General features: G+C 54.9%; 19 protein-coding genes. 3 read left to right on the top strand and 16 right to left on the bottom strand.

The genetic code is table 11. The annotated features are described in order from the left end of the window. Positions 1-93: 93 nt before the first annotated feature. The 4 genes from trmB to lnt form a co-directional block, all read right to left on the bottom strand. Positions 94-783 (bottom strand): tRNA (guanine(46)-N(7))-methyltransferase TrmB, encoded by a 690-nt coding sequence (gene trmB, locus ACOSDM_RS05710; protein ID WP_420723528.1) that lies wholly within the window; start codon positions 781-783, stop codon positions 94-96. Positions 784-808: 25 nt separating this feature from the next. Beyond that, positions 809-1,996, bottom strand: a complete 1,188-nt coding sequence (gene metK, locus ACOSDM_RS05705; protein ID WP_420723527.1) for a methionine adenosyltransferase — start codon at positions 1,994-1,996, stop codon at positions 809-811. A 192-nt stretch (positions 1,997-2,188) separates the two neighbouring features. Next, complete coding sequence (locus ACOSDM_RS05700) at positions 2,189-2,635, bottom strand: helix-turn-helix domain-containing protein (protein ID WP_420723642.1); 447 nt, start codon at positions 2,633-2,635, stop codon at positions 2,189-2,191. Between the two features lie 196 nt (positions 2,636-2,831). Beyond that, positions 2,832-4,421: an apolipoprotein N-acyltransferase gene (lnt, locus tag ACOSDM_RS05695; protein ID WP_420723526.1), complete on the bottom strand. Its 1,590-nt coding sequence runs from the start codon at positions 4,419-4,421 to the stop codon at positions 2,832-2,834. A gap of 3 nt (positions 4,422-4,424) precedes the next feature. Between lnt and ACOSDM_RS05690 the strand changes: the two genes are divergently transcribed. Both ACOSDM_RS05690 and ACOSDM_RS05685 read left to right on the top strand, forming a co-directional pair. Continuing rightward, positions 4,425-4,730 (top strand): winged helix-turn-helix transcriptional regulator, encoded by a 306-nt coding sequence (locus ACOSDM_RS05690; RefSeq protein WP_420723525.1) that lies wholly within the window; start codon positions 4,425-4,427, stop codon positions 4,728-4,730. Between the two features lie 131 nt (positions 4,731-4,861). Beyond that, positions 4,862-5,767 carry a bestrophin family protein gene (locus tag ACOSDM_RS05685; RefSeq protein WP_420723524.1) on the top strand — a complete coding sequence of 302 codons (906 nt, stop codon included), beginning with the start codon at positions 4,862-4,864 and terminating at the stop codon, positions 5,765-5,767. Between the two features lie 19 nt (positions 5,768-5,786). On the opposite strand, the gene ACOSDM_RS05680 is transcribed toward ACOSDM_RS05685, so the two are convergent. The 9 genes from ACOSDM_RS05680 to rimI form a co-directional block, all read right to left on the bottom strand. Continuing rightward, a complete protein-coding gene (locus tag ACOSDM_RS05680) occupies positions 5,787-6,755 on the bottom strand; it encodes a hemolysin family protein (protein WP_420723523.1) in 969 nt (322 codons plus the stop codon). 20 nt (positions 6,756-6,775) lie between these two features. After that, on the bottom strand, positions 6,776-7,267 hold the full coding sequence (gene ybeY / locus ACOSDM_RS05675) for an rRNA maturation RNase YbeY (protein WP_420723522.1): 492 nt from the start codon (positions 7,265-7,267) through the stop codon (positions 6,776-6,778). After that, on the bottom strand, positions 7,264-8,256 hold the full coding sequence (locus tag ACOSDM_RS05670; protein WP_420723521.1) for a PhoH family protein: 993 nt from the start codon (positions 8,254-8,256) through the stop codon (positions 7,264-7,266). Before ACOSDM_RS05670 ends, ybeY begins: the two co-directional genes overlap by 4 nt. Then, positions 8,253-9,722: a tRNA (N6-isopentenyl adenosine(37)-C2)-methylthiotransferase MiaB gene (gene miaB, locus ACOSDM_RS05665; protein ID WP_420723520.1), complete on the bottom strand. Its 1,470-nt coding sequence runs from the start codon at positions 9,720-9,722 to the stop codon at positions 8,253-8,255. The genes ACOSDM_RS05670 and miaB overlap by 4 nt, the downstream gene beginning before the upstream one ends. Before the next feature lie 349 nt (positions 9,723-10,071). Then, a complete protein-coding gene (locus ACOSDM_RS05660) occupies positions 10,072-10,971 on the bottom strand; it encodes a lysophospholipid acyltransferase family protein (protein WP_420723519.1) in 900 nt (299 codons plus the stop codon). Continuing rightward, positions 10,946-11,791 carry a GNAT family N-acetyltransferase gene (locus tag ACOSDM_RS05655; RefSeq protein ID WP_420723518.1) on the bottom strand — a complete coding sequence of 282 codons (846 nt, stop codon included), beginning with the start codon at positions 11,789-11,791 and terminating at the stop codon, positions 10,946-10,948. Before ACOSDM_RS05655 ends, ACOSDM_RS05660 begins: the two co-directional genes overlap by 26 nt. Then, complete coding sequence (locus ACOSDM_RS05650; protein ID WP_420723517.1) at positions 11,788-12,231, bottom strand: Fur family transcriptional regulator; 444 nt, start codon at positions 12,229-12,231, stop codon at positions 11,788-11,790. Before ACOSDM_RS05650 ends, ACOSDM_RS05655 begins: the two co-directional genes overlap by 4 nt. A 227-nt stretch (positions 12,232-12,458) precedes the next feature. Further along, positions 12,459-12,890: a MucR family transcriptional regulator gene (locus ACOSDM_RS05645; RefSeq protein WP_420723516.1), complete on the bottom strand. Its 432-nt coding sequence runs from the start codon at positions 12,888-12,890 to the stop codon at positions 12,459-12,461. A 243-nt stretch (positions 12,891-13,133) separates the two neighbouring features. Next, positions 13,134-13,637, bottom strand: a complete 504-nt coding sequence (rimI, locus tag ACOSDM_RS05640; protein WP_420723515.1) for a ribosomal protein S18-alanine N-acetyltransferase — start codon at positions 13,635-13,637, stop codon at positions 13,134-13,136. A gap of 238 nt (positions 13,638-13,875) precedes the next feature. Here rimI and ACOSDM_RS05635 point away from each other — a divergent pair, with 238 nt between their 5' ends. Further along, positions 13,876-14,967, top strand: coding sequence for a polysaccharide deacetylase family protein (locus ACOSDM_RS05635; RefSeq protein ID WP_420723514.1), 1,092 nt, complete (start codon positions 13,876-13,878; stop codon positions 14,965-14,967). Positions 14,968-14,979: 12 nt separating this feature from the next. Here the strand turns inward: ACOSDM_RS05635 and ACOSDM_RS05630 are convergent, their stop codons facing one another. The 3 genes from ACOSDM_RS05630 to ACOSDM_RS05620 form a co-directional block, all read right to left on the bottom strand. Further along, positions 14,980-16,071 (bottom strand): glucosaminidase domain-containing protein, encoded by a 1,092-nt coding sequence (locus ACOSDM_RS05630; protein WP_420723513.1) that lies wholly within the window; start codon positions 16,069-16,071, stop codon positions 14,980-14,982. A 188-nt stretch (positions 16,072-16,259) separates the two neighbouring features. Then, complete coding sequence (locus ACOSDM_RS05625; protein WP_420723512.1) at positions 16,260-16,847, bottom strand: NifU family protein; 588 nt, start codon at positions 16,845-16,847, stop codon at positions 16,260-16,262. Between the two features lie 129 nt (positions 16,848-16,976). Continuing rightward, a complete protein-coding gene (locus ACOSDM_RS05620; protein WP_420723511.1) occupies positions 16,977-17,489 on the bottom strand; it encodes a universal stress protein in 513 nt (170 codons plus the stop codon). Positions 17,490-17,511: the final 22 nt, after the last annotated feature.

Genomic DNA, 17,511 nt, shown 5'->3' with positions numbered 1-17,511 from the left:
GGCGATATAATGAAAGTTCAGTCGCAGGGTAATACGCCAATTGGGCCTGTCTATCAAGTCCGCAGTCACCAACCGGCCAGACCGGATCGTATCCTAATCCCGACGCTGAAATTGCAGGTAATGGGGACGTCCGGCCAGTGCCTTGGTTTCATATCGCGTTGGCGGTTGATCCTGGGGGCGATTTAACCAATCGCCGGGCCTTTGCGCGGTCCATATGAAATCCGAACTTGCACCAATATGCAGCAGCATCCATTCCAGGTAATCGGGATGATCCGTCGCGCATCGCAAATACCCGCCTGGCCGGATCACACGGGCCAATCGGGGCAGGTTGTCCGGTCCAATAAAGCGGCGCATCCGGTGACGCGCCTTGGGCCAGGGGTCCGGGAACAGAACAAACACTTGATCCAGACACCTATCCGGCAAAACATCCAACACATGACGGGCATCATCCGGGTAGACGCGAACAGTATTGACCTTGGCCTTATCCAGATCGCGAACCAGTTTCACAACACCATTGATGAAAGGTTCACACCCGATATAGCCAACCGTTGGATTGGCCTGGGCCTGGGCCACCAGATGCTCACCAGAGCCAAACCCGATTTCCATCTGCACAGAGTCAACCGAAGGGGTGAAAAGCTCTCTTGGATTCTTAGGCATTGCCTCAGGATCCAGCGCATAGACGGGCAGCCGCTGGTCCAGTATCCCCTGTTGCGAAGGTTTCAGGCTGCGCCCCTTTCGGCGGCCGAAAAACTTAAGCCTGGCTTCGTCCGATCGGGGGTCCATCACGTCAGTATCGCGTCACGATGCCTTAGGTCAGCGCCGATGTCAGCGCGTCCACGAGGTCCGTGCGTTCCCAGCTGAAATGGCCTTGTTCCGTCGGGATGCGACCAAAATGCCCATAGGCAGCGCTGGGGGCATAGATCGGATTGGCAAGTTTCAGATGTTCCCGAATACCGCGCGGGGACAGGTTCATCACTTCACTGACGGCCTTGACCAAACGATCTTCCGCAACGGTTCCGGTGCCATGGGTATCGACCAGCAGCGACAGCGGCTTTGAGACGCCAATCGCATAAGCGACCTGGATCGTGCATTTATCTGCCAGGCCAGCGGCAACAATGTTTTTGGCAACATAGCGCGCCGCATAGGCAGCCGAGCGGTCGACCTTCGTCGGGTCCTTGCCGGAAAAGGCCCCGCCGCCATGGGGGGCCGCACCGCCATAGGTATCGACGATGATCTTACGTCCCGTCAGACCGGCATCCCCATCCGGACCGCCAATGACGAAAATTCCCGTGGGATTGACATAGAATTCCGCTTCCGACGGGAACCATCCGGCGGGCAGGACTTTCTCAACATGCTCACGCACCAATTCACGGATCGCATGCTGTTCCATATCAGGGGTATGCTGAGTCGACACAACGACAGAGGAGACACCAACAGGTTTTCCATCTTCGTACTGAAGCGTCACCTGGCTCTTAGAATCGGGACCCAGGCCGCTATTGGGATCACTGTGTCGGAATTCTGCCAGACTTTTCAGAATGTCGTGGGAATATTGGATGGCGGCAGGCATCAGCACATCGGTTTCGCGGCGCGCATGCCCGAACATCAATCCCTGATCGCCGGCACCCTCGTCCTTGTTGCCGGCTGCGTCAACGCCAACAGCGATATCCTTGGACTGACCATGCAGGTAAATCTGCACCTCTGCATGGGCATGATGAAAGCCCTCCTGCTCATAGCCAATATCCTTTACGGCGGCACGGGCGACTTGCTCAATCTTTTCCTTATTCACCAGACCATCAGGGGAAACGACGCTTTCCGGCCCACGAACTTCGCCTGCGATCACAATCCGGTTGGTGGTCGTTAGGGTTTCACAGGCGACGCGCGCACCGGGATCAGCGGCAAGAAACAAATCCACCACTTCATCAGAAATCCGGTCACAGACCTTATCTGGGTGCCCTTCGGAAACTGATTCGCTGGTGAACAAGAACGAATTGGCCATGCTGAAATCCCCTTCGAATACTCGGCTGTCGTGAGGCGGCGCATCAGAAGACGGTGCGCGGTTCATGATCGTATGTGTCAACCCACAGGCGGCGCATACATTTTCACCGCCTAAACGCGCGGTTTGTTACGAGGGTTTTAAGATAAGGTCAAGAGGGTGCTTGGTCGCTGCCTTGGGCGGAACGGGAAACCTTCAGGATTCTTCGGTCGCATGGGCCATGGCGCGGCACAGATCAAATATCTTTTGGCGGATTTCAGGATCTTTGATTTTGTAATAGGCCCGAATGAGTTCCAGGGTTTCCCGACGCTTCATTGGATCTTCATCGATATAGGGCTCTGATGGCGCTTCCTCCAGACCGGCACGCAGACGGGGGGACTGGCCCGCCGTTTCTGTCGTCATGTCATCATAGAAGAACTGTATCGGCACATTCAAAACCCGCGACAGATCATAAAGTCGGCTGGCCCCAATGCGGTTCGTACCGCGTTCATATTTCTGTACCTGCTGAAAGGTCAGGCCAATCATCTCCCCCAGTCGTTCCTGACTGAGCCCAAGGAGCGTGCGCCGAAGACGGACCCGCCTGCCAACATGAATATCAACCGGATTGGGAACACCGGGACGCCCTGCTGGAATATTACCCATTGAGGATTTCCCCGAAGGCAGATCATCTATTGGAGTCTTCGCCATAAACCAAATTCCTATTCTGATCGGGCTTTCCAGAGACAGCATGCGTTGCGCGACGACTGCCCTGAAACCTATTCTGCCACATATCAACAATCACGATAACGTCGTGCATTCCAAGTCATACACGATCAAGTCGCAGAATTTCTAGGATAAATCAACGTCGGATAGCCATCATTCCAGCAATAGCAGAAATTGTGATCAAGAATAGCGCTATTATATTCCCATATGAAGCAAACAGCGTTTCAGCCAGGGGTGGCGGCAATCGGAAGTCCCGCACGCCGCTTGAATCAAGCCCGATTCGGGCCAGTTCCCGACCATATCCATCATAAGCAACGGACACCCCGGTGCTGGCCGATCGAACCAGTGGCAGACCTTCTTCGATGGCACGCAACCTTGTGTGTTGGACATGCTGATAAGGACCAGTGGAATGGCCATACCAGGCATCATTGGTGATGTTTAAAATCCATTCGGGGCGGTGGTTGCTGTCAATCACTTGGCCCGGGAAAATTATCTCGTAACAAATCAGGGGTGAGAAGGGTGGAAGGCCCGGCAGGGTGAGCGTCCGAGGCCCCGGGCCAGGAGAATAATCTACAGCCCCAATCGTGACTTTTCCAAAGGGAAGGTAGTCGCCCAATGGAACATATTCCCCAAACGGCACCAGATGCGCCTTATCGTATCGCGCCTTGACGTCCCCCTGATCGTTCAGGGCCAACAAAGCGTTATATAGGGTCAGCGGATCCTGCACCCGGCGCGGTGCGCCCGTTATCAGATACCCCCCGGTCGGCGCCGCGAAAGCGCCCGCAGCGGTTCTGAGATCCGGTGTTTCCTCAATAAAAAAGGCGGCCGAAGTTTCCGGCCAGATCACGGTGCTTACCCAATCGGGTCGATCAGCACTGCTGAGCCGCAGAAATGTCTGAAAATTGCGCAGGCGAAAATCCCGGCCCCATTTTTCCGTTTGGGGAATGTTGGCCTGAACCATGCGAAGACCCGGTAGCGCCGGGTCCGCCTGCTGTTGGGTTAAATCGGGCGCAAGGGACAGTCGGATTGTGCCGCCTGCGAAGACCAGAGCCGGAAGTGCGACGACAATGACCAGGCTGAAACGTCGCCTCGCGCGGCCCTGGGCATGCGCATTGTCTGTTCCTTCCGTCGCGATCATTGAAATCAGAAAACCTGACAGCAACACCAAAACACCCATGCCATAGACGCCAATCAGGGAAGCGGCCTGGCTGAGGGCCGGAACGCCGGACCACAGATACCCAAAAGTGTTCCAGGGAAAGCCGGTAAACAGAACACCGCGCAGCATGTCCATGCCTGCGAACCCGACCACCAGTAACAGGCACCGCCCCAGGCGTTGACCCGTGGCACGACCCGCCACTGAATCAACGATCAGCGTCGCCAGTCCATAGTACACTGCCATCACAAGCGGCAAACCGACCAGGGCGAAGGGAATCATCCACCATAGGTCTGTGGAAAAAACCAAAAGCGCGTTGGATATCCAATACCATCCGGCACAAAAATACCCAAATGCGAACCACCACCCAATACCAAAGGCCTGCCGTCGTCGCGTCACACCTTCCAGCATCCAAACTATGAATGGCAGCGTTAAAAAGGCGACGGGCCAGATATTAAAGGGCGGCAATGCAAGCGTCGTGATTGCCCCCGCCAGAAACAAAATTCCACGGCGACGCCAACCACCCCATGCATTCAACTGGCCCGGAAGAGACGCCAATCCACCCCATGTCATATCATGTTTCCCTTGATTGAATATGGGGGAACATTGGCCGATTCTGCTGTGATCAGCATCCTTATTTGCATATATGTTTTCACACAAAACTCCAGGGGCAACGCATCAGTCAGCGCGCCTTACGCCGTAGGCACAGTTCCGCCATCTATAACATACTCGGTCCCTGTAATGGAGGCTGATGGCATCGTCCGCCGTATTGTCCACCATCAGGTGCCGCCGAAAGTTGAATACTGTTTGACCGATTGGGGACAATCCTTGTGCCCGGCCCTGGATGCCTTACTGAAATGGGCAGAACAACGGTACGGTTAGACAAAAGCAGGCCAAGTATTTATTCACGCAATGAAAGTCGCAAACAGCATGGTCCCAGATTTCATATCAGGGGATCATGTCGAATGCTCCTGTCTTGAATATCCATAGAGTTTTCTAAAGGCCCGCCCCCCATGATCGTTCGCAAGAATCCTACATTCCTGACCCTGTTCCTGATTACAAAAGGGTCAATTGTTCCGAAAATAGCCCCTAAAATCGGGTTCTTCATGGCCCTGTCCGTCATCATCCTGGTGCTGGACCACACCGGGGTTCCGATCATCCATATCAACTTTCAAGCCGCCAGTATTTTCGGCCTGGCGCTGTCCCTGTTTCTGGGGTTTCGCAACAATGCCGCCTATGAGCGCTGGTGGGAGGCACGCATGTTATGGGGCCAGTTAATCGCAGATATCAGAAGCCTGGGACGGGAAACGATGACTTTTATGGGCGAAACTCAGGATCGCGCGGAACTGTTGAAGCTTGCCTGCGTTTTCCTGCATCTGCACCGCACCAATCTGCGCCGAACCGATCCCCCTGCGCAAGTGCAGGAATTTGCCGATCCGGCATTGATCCAATCCTTTAAAGATATGCGCAACCCGGCCTGCGGTCCTTTGAATGAAATGGCGAAACGGCTGCACCGGATTCATGCAAATGGAGGGATCAGCGACTTCGGCCTTCGCGTTCTGAGCCAACGACTGGGGGCCATTTCATTGGCCCAGGCGGGATGTGAGCGGATTTCCAGCACCCCCATGCCCTATGTCTATGTCCTGCTGATCTACCGCACGATCTTTCTGTATTGTATCCTGGTGCCGTTTGGATTGATTGAATCCGTAGGCTGGATGGCCCCGGTTTTTGCCGGGATTATCGCCTATGTCTTTTATGGGCTGGCTGCGGTGACAGACGAGTTGAAGCATCCCTTCACGAATTCCGTCAATGGGATCCCGCTGGACGCCATGTGCCGCACCGTCGAAATCTCCGTGGCAGAGGCCCTGAACACCCCGCCACCAATGCCCCTGGAGCCCAAGGATCATATCCTGACATGACTGTAAGGGGCTGCGCGAGTTACTCAGCCGCCTTAGCGGTCGTGTCAGCGGCGCGCTTTGCGTCGACACCGGGCGCTACGGCAGCGGGCCGATAGCGCAGGCGAACCCGTTTGATACGACGGGGGTCAGCTTCCAATACTTCGAATTCCAGCCCGGATTCCTCATGCGGGATCAATTCCCCCCGGATCGGTACGCGCCCTGCCAGCGTGAAAACCAACCCGCCCACGGTGTCGATATCTTCCTGACGCTCTTCATCTGTCAGGATCGGGCCCAACCGCTTTTCCAAATCCTCAATATCCAGACGGGCATCGGCGATCCAGGTGCCATCGGGCTTGTGTTCAATCTTGGGACCGCGATCAATATCGTGTTCGTCTTCAATTTCTCCGACGATTTCCTCGACCAAATCCTCAATCGTCACCAATCCGTCGATGCCGCCATATTCATCCACCACCAGGGCCATATGCAGCCGGTTCATGCGCATTTGCAGCAACAGATCCAGCACCCGCATCGATGGCGCGACAAACAGGACCTTGCGCATCACAGCACGGACGGAAAAGTTTTCCTTCGGCTCTGTCGTGGCCGCCAAGACATCCTTGATATGGACCATGCCCAGCACGTCATCCAGACTGTCGCGATGCACCGGATAACGGGAATGGGGCTGGCGCGACATGATCGCGACCAGTTCATCCAGCGACGTGTCCGCTGGGACAGAGACGATATCCGCCCGTGGAATCATCACGTCATAGGCGGTTTCTTCTCCGACATTTAGAATATTGTCGATCAGCGCCCGTTCATCCGAATCTATCGGGGTGGCGCGATCATCGTGCTGTTCCAACAGTTCTTCAAAACTGTCGCGAAGTTGCGATTCTCCGTTTCGGCCGAGAAGCGTGCGCAGAAAACCGCGCAGGCCACTCGGCTTTCTAGAACTGGGTTCGCCAGGGCCCTGATCACCGGTACTGGATGTGCCGGAGGATGAATGGTCTGCCATGATCTTTACCTTTTACGCCCTTACTTTGTTTCTGCGCCTTCGAGATAGGGATTTGCGATGCCAATGTCAGCCAAAATCTTTATCTCAAGCGATTCCATCTCTTCGGCCTCTTCCTCATTCTCATGATCAAAGCCCAGTAAATGCAGAACGCCATGAATTGTCAGATGGCTCAGGTGATGGGCGAATTGCTTCCCCTCTTCCCCCGCCTCCCGTGCACAAGTTTCCCGTGCCAGGACAACATCACCCAACATCAGGGGTTCACCTGGAATATCGGCATCGTCCCCAGACTCAAAAGACAGCACATTGGTCGGCTTGTCCTGACCACGATAGTCCCGGTTCAACTTCTGGACCGTTTCATCATCAGCCAGGGCAAGGGACAATTCCAGATCCCGGGTCGGGTTCATGGCGGCAAGCGCCGCCTGTGCGGCCGCCTGGGCTATGGATTCATCGGCTGGCGTCCAATCCCCTGCTAATATGGTGCATTGAATGTCCCAATTGGTAGACGTGGTCACGCCGGGTTGCCTCCTGCCTTGGCCGCATCACGGGCGTCATAGGCCTGAACGATCTTCGAGACCAGGGGATGGCGCACGACATCCGCAGAGGTGAACCGCGTCATGCCGATCCCCTTGATGCCGCTAAGGGTCTGCACCGCTTCGGCCAGTCCGGAAATCTGACCAGGGGGCAAATCAATCTGTGACAAGTCCCCGGTCACCACCATGCGGCTGTTTTCCCCCAGCCGCGTCAGGAACATCTTCATCTGCATCGCGGTGGTATTCTGCGCCTCATCCAACAAGACGAAGGCGTTTTTCAGCGTTCGCCCGCGCATGAAGGCCAAAGGCGCGACCTCAATCTCTCCATTCTCCAATTTCCGCGATACCTGATCGGCTGGCAGCGTATCATACAGCGCGTCATAGATCGGGCGCAGATAGGGATCGACCTTTTCCTTCATATCGCCCGGCAGAAAGCCCAGACGCTCCCCAGCCTCCACAGCAGGGCGCGACAGGATCATCTTTTCGACCTGCCCGGACAGCATCATGGAAACCGCCATACAGACCGCCAGATAAGTCTTCCCGGTTCCCGCAGGGCCAATCCCAAAAACCAGATCATTGCCCCGGATCAGATCGACATATTCTGCCTGCAACGGCGTGCGTGGCGAAATCTGGCGACGGCGGGTGCGGATGATCGGCTCCTGCTGGCCGAACAGATCCGTCGGCTGGCCCACCATGCGTAAGGCGGCATCAATATCTGCGTCCTCCAGCGATTCGCCGCTGCGCAATCGGCTATAAAGGCGATTTAGGCCTTCTTCCGCCAATGTAACCCCGTCTTTAGAGCCGGTCACCGCCACCTGATTACCGCGATTGATCAGCGTTATGCCCAACTGTGCTTCTATCCGAACCAAATTCTTATCATGCTCTCCAAACAATTCGGGTAGGAGGCGGTTGTCTTCGAATTCAATGACATGGGTGATGGTGCCCATATCTTCTGTCAGGATGGAGTTCAAGCGCAGACCCTTTCTTTGGGATCAATGGGCGGGGATTGCCCAACTTCAGCGGCTCCCGATTGAGATACAAACGAGTGGGATGGCAACAAGGCGGGATCGCCAGAAACCAACGACCCGAACAAACTATAAGCCTTAAGGTCCTGAATGTCGCAGTTTACAATATGACCGATTAGTGACCCGCCCCCAAAGATATGCACAGGCTGCAGATACGGTGATCGCCCGACCAGTTGCCCAGGGTCGCGGGCTGATTTTTCCATCAGCACAGGCATCGTCTTGCCGATACAGCCCCGGTTGAACGCTTCCTGTTGGGCATCCAGCAATTGCTGCAACGCCGTCAGCCGATCGGTCATGACCGGGTCGGGGACCGCATTTCCCATATCCGCCGCCGGCGTTCCGGGACGGGGTGAATATTTAAACGAGAAGTTGGCGGCGAAACCGATATCCGTCACCAGCTTCAGCGTTTCGGCAAAATCCGCATCGCTTTCACCGGGGAAACCGACAATGAAATCGGAACTGAAGGCCATATCCGGGCGCACATCCCGCAGGCGATCCACAACCTTGCGGAATACATCCACTTTATGCTTGCGGTTCATGGCCGCCAGAATGCGATCCGACCCACTTTGCACAGGCAGATGCAGGAAGGGCATCAGGGCGGGCACATCCCCATGCGCCGCGATCAGGTCATCATCCATATCCCGGGGGTGGCTGGTAGTATAGCGAATCCGGGCCAGGCCATCGATTTCCGCCAGGGCGCGGATCAATCGGGCCAAACCCCATTCACGCCCATCCGGTCCATCCCCGTGATAGGCATTCACATTCTGGCCCAGCAGCGTGATTTCCCGCACCCCTTTGGCCACCATCTGTTTGGCTTCGTTCAGAATGGCGATCGCAGACCGGGACTGTTCCGACCCACGGGTATAGGGAACAACGCAGAAGGTGCAGAACTTGTCACACCCTTCCTGAATGGTCAGAAAGGCAGAAATACCAGCCGGAATGCGTTCTTCGGGCAGGACATCATATTTATCTTCAATCGGGAAGTCCGTATCGACCTGACCCTTGCCCAGATTCTTGTCAGCCTCTGCCAGCATGGCTGGCAGGCGGTGATAGGTCTGGGGCCCGAAAACCATATCGACCTGGGGGGCGCGACGCAGAATTTCTGCGCCTTCGGCCTGGGCAACACAGCCGGCAACCGCCAGCATCATGCGCCCGCCGGTTTCTGCCATTCGGGCCTGTGCTTCGCGCAGGCGGCCCAGTTCCGAATAGACCTTTTCCGATGCCTTTTCGCGAATGTGACAGGTGTTCAGAATGACCAGATCAGCCCCTTCAACATCAGGGCTGACTTCAAATCCCATTGGCGCAAGTGTCTCCAGCATGCGTTCGCTGTCATACACGTTCATCTGACAGCCATAGGTCTTGATGTGGACCTTCCGCAATCGATCTTGCGACTGGCGTTCCGGGGTCTTCATTGAATTAGTGGCACCATGGGTCATCAACACGCTCGCTTCACAGTATGCGGGAAAATACAACAATCCCGCGCCTGATAGGACAGACAATGGGGTGCCGTCAATGCGGCATCACATACGCCAGACGCTGAAAACTGTGCGGTGATTCGGCACCAGGGGGCAGGATTGTTATTGCGGTGGACCGTCATATGCGCCCATCCAACGCCGCGTGCAATCGCGTGTGGAATGCCTGAACCGGAGAGGGCGGACAATTGCTAAGGACCATACTGCGAAATGCTTGCCAATTTCCTAACGTGTCACGGGATGCCTGATGCTCTTGCAGCCTACTGCAAGATTGTTTCAACTTCAAGGATCACGACGCAGCCTGGACGATTGGGCTGCTGGGCTGTGGCGCATTATGCAGCGCGGTTTGCAGCCCTTGCGTACAGGCCCGTTGCGTCGCCTGCGCCAATTCTTTACGCCCCCCGACATCGGCCATGCGCAGGGGTTCATGAAACACGACATCCACGCCAACCGTGCCCAGACCCAGCCATCCCATCAGATGGGGCACCAGTTCCATATCGCCAAACCAGGTATATAGCGGGCGCAAGGCGCGCCCCATGGGCATGCCATCCAATCGGTTATACGCAATGGAGACCGTCTGCACCTCGATCTGCCCGGTTTTCGGGAATTCGATGCTGGCGGATTGGAACAGCGCGCTCTTGAAGGGCAAAACACGACTGCCATCCGAACTTGTCCCCTCTGGAAACAGCACCAGACATCCGCCATCTTCGATGCGCTGTTTCATTTCGCTCAGATGCCGGTCCGCCTTACGCGGATCGCGTTCGATGAAAACCGTGCGCTGTTGAACCGCCAGCCAGCCAAATATCGGCCAGTCGCGGACCTCTGACTTCGATACGAAGGAACAGGGCAGCAAGGCACCCAGCACGACGATATCCAGATAGGATGCATGATTAGCAACGAACAGAACGGGGCGGTCCCGAATCGGTGTGCCGGTCACGCGCACGTCAATCGCGGCGATCCGCTGAGTCATTTTGTGCCATTGCATGGTGACAGCGGGTGTAACGCCCCGTTTCGCCAGAATACTGCGCAGGTTCAAAACTGCCAGCCACAGGGTCCACAATGCGATCCCTGTTGCGCGCAACCCCGCCAGAAAACGAGATGTCTTAAAAACACCGGGTTGGGGAATGGCGCGCGGTCGCCGATAGCGGCTGGGATCTGGCTTTTCAGGTCTCGCTTGAACTGCGCTCATCACTGCCACTTTCGCCTGTCTTGCGGACATAGTGTTTATAGTATCGATCGGTCACCAGATCGGTTTCGACCACGATGCAGACATCAATCGTATCAAATTGTGGATCAATCACGGCACCGTCGCCGATAAAGCCCCCCAGACGCAGATAGCCCTTGATCAGCGGTGGAACAGCGGCCAGGCCCTTGCGCTTTTCATAACTGTCTGCGGGCAAGCGATTCATTTCAACATACCGTTCCGGCAGGGCGACCGGGCGTTTTTCTATCGGGGCCAAATGGTTCTGATACAGATAGCTCAATGGCAGGGCAATGGCGTCTGGATCCACGCCGGAAAAACTGGCACAGCCAAACATCAGCGTAATGTCATAATGGAAGACATAGGCGGCAATGCCCCGCCACAACAGGTCCATGACATGGCGGGTGCGATAATTGATATCAACACAGGATCTGCCCAGTTCCAGAATTTCACCCGGCTGGTTTACAATCGCGCTGATATCATATTCATCAACGCTGTAGAACTGCCCATGGCGCGCCGCTGCCTCTCGCCGCACCAACCGATAGGTGCCAACAACAGATTCCGGACCGTCCCCAAGACTACGATCAACCACCAGCAGATGATCGGCGACGTCATCAAATGTATCCACATCCCGCTTGCTGCGTGCCGTCTCCGGACTGGGATGGGCCGTCATTTCTTCATAGAAGACCCGGTATCGAAGCGCTTGGGAGGCATCAACAAAACCAGGATCCCCATTGGCGAGCCGAATTCCAAGATTGTTGCTCGTCAACTGCGCTAACGACTCATTCAGTGAACTGGTACTTGTCACGATGGGCTCTTCTTCCCTGATCGGCCCAGGCGCACACCAAATAATTCAAGCCGATGATCAACCAGTTGATACCCCAATTCCTTGGCGACGGCTTCTTGCAAACGCTCAATCGCTTCATTGTGGAATTCGATCACTTTTCCCGTCTCAATATCAATCAAATGGTCGTGATGTTCATCGGGAACTTCTTCATAGCGTGCACGACCGTCCCCAAAGTCATGACGGGTCAGGATATCCGCCTCTTCCAAAAGGCGAACGGTGCGATACACGGTTGCGATGCTGATTTTTGAGTCAACTTCGGTTGCGCGTTGATGCAATTGTTCCACATCGGGGTGATCATTGCTTTCAGAAAGCACGCGGGCGATGACCCGGCGTTGCTCCGTCATCTTCAAGCCTTTTTCTGCGCAAAGATTTTCAATGCGAAGAGGGTCCGTCCCATCCATTACAGCGTTCCCTTCTATTCTGACAGTTGGCCGTACCAATTGCTGTTAAACAAACCCTACCTGTGCAGCCCCCAAGGATCAATTCTATATGATGCCAATTCCAGAATGAAACCCACAGCACAGCCCAATCAGCGTGATGATAGTGCATAACCAATCATGCAAAAAGAAACCCGCCCATCATCATTGTGATGATGCAGCGGGAATCGAAAACAGGCCGTTCTGCAAACTTATTTTTTACTGTTGCTGCGGGTTTGCCGTCCAAGGCCGATTTCCTTGGCCAGTTTGGAACGCTGTTTGGCATAGTTCGGGGCGACCATCGGATAATCTGCCGGCAGGCCCCAGCGTTCCCGGTATTCTTCCGGTGACATATCATAGGAGGTTTTCAGATGGCGTTTCAGCATCTTTAATTTTTTGCCATCTTCCAGGCAGACCAGATAATCTGGATGAATTGATTTCTTAACCGAAATTGCCGGAATTGGTTTATCCGCTTCGGGCTCTGGCCCTTTACCGACCTGCTCCAGCGTTCGATAGACCTGCTCAATCAATCCGGAAAGCTCAGAGGAGGGAACAGAGTTATTGGATACATGCGCCGCGACAATATCGGACGTCAATTGTAACAATTCAGAGGACCCAATATCTGTTTCAGAAGTTTCCGCCATGACTTTACCTTTCTTTTAGCAGCCTGATCACCCTGTATCGATCAAACTAATACCGAATCTCAAGTGACATTTACTAATCACACAACCAGCTTCATGCATTGATTATAGAATTATCATTCATCAAGCATGATTTTGGACTTAGCAAAAAAATATTGATTTTTGCAAGAGAAGAATCAAGTGCTTTAACTTTTAATTTATTTGCATGCCAGTATCTGAACCAGAAAAACTAAAACCCCTTTATCTTTATAGCCTTTTTTGCATAACAAGCGCATCGATAAATGTGCCATCACTTCTTCGATAGTATTTTTTCCGCAAGCCAACTTGCTTGAACGCCATATGAGAATACAACGCCAGGGCGGCAGGGTTATCTTTCCCGACCTCCAGAAACACCTGTTTTGCCCCATTCTCTTGCGCCCGGATCAAAGCGGTGCTCAGTAACGCCTTACCAATTCCTGCCTTGCGCCATTGCGGTGGCACCCCAATGGATAGTATTTCAGCTTCGTCCATGACAATTCTGGCCAGGATAAAGCCAACAGGATCGTCAGGATGATCCACTTTCGGCGGGACAGATTGCAGCGCGATCAGCCCCCAAGTCCCCGGAACGGACAACAATTCGCGTACAGAGGGTTCAGGCCAGGGATCATCAAAGGCTAGAGCATAAAGCGCCGCGATCACCCGGAAACCCTCTACCCCAATTGGCGTAATCCGAATGCCTTTTCTGGGCATGTCAGGGGGCTGACGGGTCATGGATAACACCTTTGGATGGAACAGAAACAGAAAATGACCCAGGTTCAGGTGAATGGCAAGTCGGCACTTGGCAGGCTTTCCCCTGACAGGACCGGTGGGATTTTAGCGGCATTGTCGGTGTGGCACTTTTTAAGATTGTGGCAATCGTGGTGCCATGCTTAGAACATATCGGGGGGCCATGCTGAAAATCAAAGCGGATTGATAACCGCATTTGGCAAGTAAATAGCTGGAGACACGTATGGTCGTTTGGAATTTCATTTGGGGTCACATGCCCCAGGCTTTGTGCCGATTGATCGGTCCGGTTTTACTTGTAATCCTGGCGGCTTCCGGCCCTGGCATGGTCCGGACCGCATCGGCGCAAGAGACTGTGACTTCTGCTGTTGTCCTGATGTATCACCGGTTTGGTGAGGATGATTATCCCAGCACCAGCGTCACGATGGAACAATTCGAAGCCCATGTCAGGGAACTGACATCCGGAAAATATACTGTGATGCCGCTCTCCAAGATTGTTGCGGCCCTGAAGGCCGGAACCACGCTGCCCGACCGTGCAATCGCCCTGACAATCGATGATGCCTATGCCTCAGTCTATGACAGGGCCTGGCCAATTCTGAAGCGCGAAGGAATACCCTTTACCCTGTTTGTCGCAACCGAACCCTTAGACCAGGGGTCATCGGATTTCATGACCTGGGACCAACTTGTGGAATTGCAGGAATCCGGCCTTGTCGAAATTGGCAGCCAGGCGGTGACCCACCCCCATATGCCCTTGAAATCCAATGCCAGGAACCGAGAAGAACTGACGCAATCTGCGAACCGCCTGCAGGAAAAAACCGGTATACGCCCGACCTTATTCGCCTATCCCTATGGAGAGGCCAGCCGTGATGTTATGACCCTGACACAGGAACAGGGATATAGCGCAGCCTTTGGGCAACATTCCGGGGTCGCCAATAGCACCAGCGATATGTTTTATCTGCCCCGTTTTCCGATCAATGTGAACTATGGCGGGGTTGAGCGTTTTACGCGGTTGGTGAACGCCTTGCCCCTGCCGGTATCCGGTCTGACGCCCAGCAACCCTACCCTGCCCACAGAAGGTTCGGGCAATCCGCCAGCCTTTGGCTTTACGGTGGAAGGCGTCTCAGAGAATTTGACGGACCTGAAATGCTATCACTCTGATGCCAGCCAGATTTCAGACTTCCAGCAATTGGGAAACCGGTTTGAAGTACGATTCGATGGCGCCTTTGCCCCGGGTCGCACCCGCATCAATTGCACCATGCTGGGACATTCCGGACGATGGCGGTGGTTCGGGATGCAGTACTACGTTCCGCCCGAATAAAGCCCGAATATATTAAGCCTGCGGGTTTCTCAGCTTTGCCTTATCCAGAGGGCGCAATTCATTCGCGGAAATGATCCCACGGATCAGTTCAATATATTCATGGCCCTTTTCGGAATAGGATTCCAGACCAGCCGCCAGGGCAACGCCATTCAAAGTGCTTCCCTCCCGGCGCATTTTGGCACGAATGTCGCGTAAACTGCGATAGGCCCGATGCGTATTCAGATTCTTGATATAGGCCGCGACCGCTTCCAGCGGGGTGTCGAAAACCTTAATCTTATGGGTCAGTCCATCCTTGCGCTGTTCCGGCACCAGTCCTTCAGCGCCCTCGCCCCACACCCATTGTCCGAACAAAGCATTGCCTTCACGGGCAAAGCGGGACGTTCCCCAGCCACTTTCCACAGCCGCCTGGGCCAGCGCCAGAGAGGGCGGAACCTCGTCCACGCGACGCAACAGCAAATCCCATTGACCGGCCTCAACCCGATACGACTCAAACTGTGCCGTCATCCATGCCGCATCATCTGCAGCGATGGATTTTCCTGTCATCTCCCGCTCCCGCAACGCCTGCAGGCGCTTGCGATCAACTGCAAGGCGTTCATTGGTGATCAACACCAACGGCAACAGCATTTTGAAGAAAACGGCCTTGCGACGGTCAATTTCCTGAATCTCTTCCAGATCGCCCGGAACAGAGACCGCAATGACCCGGGGCACAGTCATTGTCTGGGCGCGAATATCATCCAGACGATAATTAAGCGCCGTGAATTCCGATTCCAAGTCGGCGACCGTCATCGCATCCCCAGAAGGCGACAGGCGGCGGTTCGTTGCACGCGGCTGGGTCGTCGCGTCGTCTGTTTGATCCGTCGCGGTATCCAGGGGGGCATTCAAGTCTGTCGGCAACAAAGACAGCGAGACCCGCGCCGTGGGCCGTTCATCCCCCGACAGGCGGTCGCTGCGCAGATATCCCGTCAAAGACCCCTGATCGCTGAGGGTCGACATGGCCAGGATGACGCCAATACCCGCGGCGAATCCCATTGCGAAAAGCGCCGCCCGGTTGTCGGACCTGTTGGATCGCCCGCCCGTATTAGTGTCTATTGTTGTATCCACCATCTCGCATCCTCTGTTTTGCGTTTCCCGCACAACTGCGGACCACAAAAAGCACAAGCCCGATCATAAGCGATACATATCGCCCTTAATCAGGGTGCCAAGGTGTCATCATTGAGACAGTTTCAGGGCAATCCGAAAGGAACCCCGATGCCGTCAGCCAATCCCATCCAAACAGTCGGCGAAACCAATAATCAGGCGGTTGCGCGCACTTCTGTTACTTCGGGGATATAGTGCCGGAGCATATTTTCGATCCCCATCTTCAGGGTTGCGGTCGAGCTGGGGCAGCCCGCACATGCACCCCGCATGGTCAGAAAGACCACGCCCTGCTTAAAGCCGTGGAAGACAATGTCCCCCCCGTCTTGTGCAACGGCAGGACGCACCCGGGTTTCCAGAAGCTCGCGGATTTGACCGACAACGGCCTCATCTTCTGGATCATAGGTGGCTTCAGCCGTTGAGGACGCTGTAGCGGCATCAGCGGGTCCGGCACCTGCTGATAAAACATCCCGCCCAGCGGTAAAGTGTTGCATGATAACGCCCAAGACTGAAGGCTTCATCACGTACCATTCCCGGTCTTCCGTCTTGCTGACCGAAATGAAGTCATTGCCCAAAAAGACCGCCGCGACGCCCTCGATTTCAAACAAAGCGCTGGCCAGAGGGGAAACCCCTTCCGCCGCATCCTTATTGGGAAAGTCCAACGGATCGGCCTTGTCCAGGACCGCACGTCCCGGCAGAAACTTCAGCGTAGCCGGGTTTGGGGTCTGTTCCGTTTGAATAAACATCGCGTCTTTTGCCTCTCTCCGACTGTTGTTTCCAGATTGGAAATCACGCCGGCTAATTCTATCCATCCAGTGCACAGCATAGATGGCTTTTATTGACCTGACGTCAAGCCCTGGAGATCGCACCCCTGATCACGTCAGTTTTGCCACTTCCTCATCAGACAGCGATCCAGGCACGATGGTCAGGGGCACGCGCATGCTGGTTGCGCCCTGTTTCATCATATAATTTATGATGGGGCCAGGCCCTTCCGTATCGGTGCTGGCGGCCAGCACGACAATGGATATTGAGCGATCCTCGTCCAGCAGCTTCAGCAATTCTTCACCCCGTTTGCCCTCACGCACGATCAGAATGGGCATGGTGCCGGAAATTTCCTGCGCGCGGCTGGACAGGTCACTCAAGCGGGCTTCTGCCTCTTCACGACGCTCATGCTGAATCAATTCCCCGACACCCAGCCAATGGTGGAACTCAGCGGGTTCCTGAACATAGAGCAGCGCCACGCGACCCCCCGTGTTTTTTGCCCGCAAGCAGGCAAACCGCATGGCGACCTGCATTTCTTCGCTGTCATCGACAACAACCAGAAAGACCCGATGCCGATCATCCGGGAGGTCCTCAGGCGGCCTGGCACTGTCCGTGCTTTCCGTCATTTCATCCCCACTAGCCGTATTA

Origin of the sequence: Hwanghaeella sp. LZ110 (genome assembly GCF_048892525.1) — a bacterium.
Classification (GTDB): domain Bacteria; phylum Pseudomonadota; class Alphaproteobacteria; order UBA8366; family Aestuariispiraceae; genus Pacificispira.
This window is presented reverse-complemented; position numbering and strand designations above follow the sequence as displayed.

Excerpts from the sequence above, each read along its gene's own strand:
- trmB (WP_420723528.1), bottom strand. The coding sequence starts at position 783 with ATGGACCCCCGATCGGACGAAGCCAGGCTTAAGTTTTTCGGCCGCCGA.
- ACOSDM_RS05630 (WP_420723513.1), bottom strand. The coding sequence starts at position 16,071 with ATGGTGGATACAACAATAGACACTAATACGGGCGGGCGATCCAACAGG.
- rimI (WP_420723515.1), bottom strand. The coding sequence starts at position 13,637 with ATGACCCGTCAGCCCCCTGACATGCCCAGAAAAGGCATTCGGATTACG.
- ACOSDM_RS05700 (WP_420723642.1), bottom strand. The coding sequence starts at position 2,635 with ATGGGTAATATTCCAGCAGGGCGTCCCGGTGTTCCCAATCCGGTTGAT.
- ACOSDM_RS05645 (WP_420723516.1), bottom strand. The coding sequence starts at position 12,890 with ATGGCGGAAACTTCTGAAACAGATATTGGGTCCTCTGAATTGTTACAA.
- ACOSDM_RS05685 (WP_420723524.1), top strand. The coding sequence starts at position 4,862 with ATGATCGTTCGCAAGAATCCTACATTCCTGACCCTGTTCCTGATTACA.
- ACOSDM_RS05635 (WP_420723514.1), top strand. The coding sequence starts at position 13,876 with ATGGTCGTTTGGAATTTCATTTGGGGTCACATGCCCCAGGCTTTGTGC.
- lnt (WP_420723526.1), bottom strand. The coding sequence starts at position 4,421 with ATGACATGGGGTGGATTGGCGTCTCTTCCGGGCCAGTTGAATGCATGG.
- ACOSDM_RS05680 (WP_420723523.1), bottom strand. The coding sequence starts at position 6,755 with ATGGCAGACCATTCATCCTCCGGCACATCCAGTACCGGTGATCAGGGC.
- ACOSDM_RS05660 (WP_420723519.1), bottom strand. The coding sequence starts at position 10,971 with ATGAGCGCAGTTCAAGCGAGACCTGAAAAGCCAGATCCCAGCCGCTAT.
- miaB (WP_420723520.1), bottom strand. The coding sequence starts at position 9,722 with ATGAAGACCCCGGAACGCCAGTCGCAAGATCGATTGCGGAAGGTCCAC.
- ACOSDM_RS05650 (WP_420723517.1), bottom strand. The coding sequence starts at position 12,231 with ATGGATGGGACGGACCCTCTTCGCATTGAAAATCTTTGCGCAGAAAAA.
- ACOSDM_RS05625 (WP_420723512.1), bottom strand. The coding sequence starts at position 16,847 with ATGTTTATTCAAACGGAACAGACCCCAAACCCGGCTACGCTGAAGTTT.
- ACOSDM_RS05690 (WP_420723525.1), top strand. The coding sequence starts at position 4,425 with ATGTTTCCCTTGATTGAATATGGGGGAACATTGGCCGATTCTGCTGTG.
- metK (WP_420723527.1), bottom strand. The coding sequence starts at position 1,996 with ATGGCCAATTCGTTCTTGTTCACCAGCGAATCAGTTTCCGAAGGGCAC.
- ACOSDM_RS05620 (WP_420723511.1), bottom strand. The coding sequence starts at position 17,489 with ATGACGGAAAGCACGGACAGTGCCAGGCCGCCTGAGGACCTCCCGGAT.